Origin of the sequence: Pseudomonas sp. K5002 (genome assembly GCF_013386655.1) — a bacterium.
Taxonomy (GTDB): domain Bacteria; phylum Pseudomonadota; class Gammaproteobacteria; order Pseudomonadales; family Pseudomonadaceae; genus Aquipseudomonas.
In genome coordinates this window covers 1-2,462 of sequence record NZ_JACARK010000111.1, presented here as the reverse complement: position 1 = coordinate 2,462, position 2,462 = coordinate 1, and the positions used below count along the sequence as shown (strand labels likewise).

Below are 2,462 nucleotides of genomic sequence, written 5' to 3'. Positions count from 1 at the left end.
CCGCGCCGCTTGCGCACACGCCGGCCACTTTGTGCGAGGGCGAAATGATGCAGGTCGGCGACTGCCGGGCCCTGCACCTGCACGGCATAATCCTGCTTGGCCTCGGGGCCGAAATCCCCCAGGTGATCCGCCGAAAAATTGATCCCGCCGATAAACGCCACACTGGCATCCACCACCACAATCTTGCGGTGCAAGCGGCGAAACCAGTTGGTGCGAAAACCCAATGTCTTGCTCGCCGGGTCGAACATCTGCACGGTCACGCCGGCCTGGCTCAATTCGCTGAGAAACCCAGGTGTCAGCTCACCACAACCAAAGCCATCGAGGCTGGCGACGACCTTGACGCCACGCTGCGCCGCCTCGATCAAAATGCCTTTGAGCTCGTGGCCGACCTTGTCTTCGAAAAGGATAAAGGTCTCCAGCAAGATCTCCCGCTGGGCCTGGCGCATCGCCTCGAACACTTTGGGAAAGTAGGCCTCGCCGTTCTCCAGCAACTCGATCTGGTTACCGCTCTGCCAGCCGTAATCCAGATCCCGGGCCACGGCATCGTCCGGCGGTTGGTCGGTCGCGATGTGTTCCACCGCGACCTTTTCCAGTGGTGCGCTGTTCATAGCTCGATCTCCACCGACAGCGGCGCATGGTCCGACAAGTGTGACCACGGGCGGCTGGTCAGGACTTGGGGCTGATGCACCTTGAGGTTGCGCACATAGATGCGGTCCAGCGGCAGCAGCGGCAGGCGCGCCGGGAAGGTGCGGGCCGGCTTGCCGTGGGTTTCGATAAACACTTCCCGCAGCCCGCAGTGGGCGAGATCGGCGCGCTGGCGCCAGTCATTGAAATCACCGGCGACAATCACCGGCGCGTCGGCGGGAATCTCGGCGACCCGCTGCGCGATCAGGCGCAGTTGCTGCTGGCGATGGACTTCCCGCAGCCCCAGGTGCACGCAGATGGCATGCACGTCCTGCACGTTGCCCGGCAAGCGCAGCACGCAATGCAGCAGCCCGCGACTTTCGTGCCCGCTCTGGGAGATGTCGAGATTGTCGTAGCGGATGATCTGGAATTTCGACAGCAACGCATTACCGTGGTCGCCATGGGGATACACCGCGTTGCGACCGTAGGCGTATTGCGGCCAGATACTGTCGGCGAGGAACTCGTACTGCGGCATGCTCGGCCAGTTGCTGTAGCGCTTGGGATGGCGCTCGTGGGTGCCGTGGATTTCCTGGAGGAACACCACGTCGGCGGCCACGCTGCGGATCGCCTCGCGCAACTCGGGCAGGATGAAGCGCCGGTTGAGCGCGGTGAAGCCCTTGTGGGTATTGACCGTCAGCACCCTGAAGCGGGTGATGGTTTCGCTGGGCGTGGTTGGCATCAGTTCCGGATGGGTCATGACAGCACCCCCGTGTCCGGCAACTTGCCGGGTTCGGTGGCCAGTGCCTGATCCAGGCCAAAACGCTGCAGTAATTGGCGCGCGTCGAAGGGCGCGCGCACCTTGATGTCGTTATCGAAGTAGCAAAACACCTCGCGCTGCTTGCGGGCGCGGGGTTTGTGCTTCGGGTCGATCAACTGTGCATCGGCGGGTTGTTTGCCGTGGCTCCAGCGTTCGATGCGATCGCCCCAGCGCTTGAGCGCTTCGGGCGTATAGCCGCTGGCATACAGCGCTTTGTCCCCATGCAGGCGCAGGTACACAAAGTTGGCCGTGACGTCTTCCAGGTAGGGCCACTTGCCGGCTGTGTCGGCCACCACCAGGGCCACGCCATGCTTGTCGAGCATCTCGACAAACTCCGGCACGGCGAAACTCTTGTGGCGAATCTCCACCGCATGGCGCAGCGGCTTTTTACCGTGGGCTTGCAGGCTCGCCTTGCCGTTCAGGCGCGGCTCATGCTCGCGGGCGAGGGCGGCGGCCTGCTGGGTAGTAGTGGGTAATTCGGCGAGAAAGGCTTCAAACAACCGCGGGTCGAATTTGAAACTGGGCGGGAACTGCCAGAGGATCGGCCCGAGCTTTTCCTTGAGTTCCAGCACCCCGGAGGCGAAGAAATTCGCCATCGGCTTGTGCACCTCCCGCAACCGCAGGATATGCGTGATATAGCGCGGCGCCTTGACGCTGAACACAAACCCTTCAGGCGTGTCGCCATACCACTCGGCGTAGCGCTTGGGTGTTTGCAGCGCGTAGAACGAGCCGTTGATCTCGATGCTGTTGACCGCCCGTGAGGCAAACTGCAGCTCGCGCTTCTGGGTCAGGCCCTCGGGGTAGAAATCCCCCCGCCAGGGCGTGTAGCGCCAGCCGGAAATGCCGATATGAATCGCGGCCATGATGACTCCCGTGGGTTAACTGTGTGGTGACCTCCGTTTTTGGATGACTGTGAGGATCGGGAGAAAGTTTCGATGGTCCTACAGACGGCACCTCTCAAAATGTGGGAGCGGGCTTGCTCGCGAAGACGGTGGGTCAGTCGATATCTCTGTTGACTGAC

General features: G+C 62.2%; 3 protein-coding genes. All 3 read right to left on the bottom strand.

The features are described from left to right. On the bottom strand, positions 1-608 hold a 608-nt coding region (locus tag HX846_RS06900), incomplete at its 3' end, for a phospholipase D-like domain-containing protein (protein WP_256739788.1). Then, a complete protein-coding gene (locus tag HX846_RS06895) occupies positions 605-1,381 on the bottom strand; it encodes an endonuclease/exonuclease/phosphatase family protein (protein ID WP_008436458.1) in 777 nt (258 codons plus the stop codon). The genes HX846_RS06900 and HX846_RS06895, both read right to left, overlap by 4 nt. Continuing rightward, positions 1,378-2,304, bottom strand: coding sequence for a DUF72 domain-containing protein (locus HX846_RS06890; RefSeq protein WP_178965175.1), 927 nt, complete (start codon positions 2,302-2,304; stop codon positions 1,378-1,380). Before HX846_RS06890 ends, HX846_RS06895 begins: the two co-directional genes overlap by 4 nt. Between the last annotated feature and the right edge of the window lie 158 nt (positions 2,305-2,462).

Excerpts from the sequence above, each read along its gene's own strand:
- HX846_RS06895 (WP_008436458.1), bottom strand. The coding sequence starts at position 1,381 with ATGACCCATCCGGAACTGATGCCAACCACGCCCAGCGAAACCATCACC.
- HX846_RS06890 (WP_178965175.1), bottom strand. The coding sequence starts at position 2,304 with ATGGCCGCGATTCATATCGGCATTTCCGGCTGGCGCTACACGCCCTGG.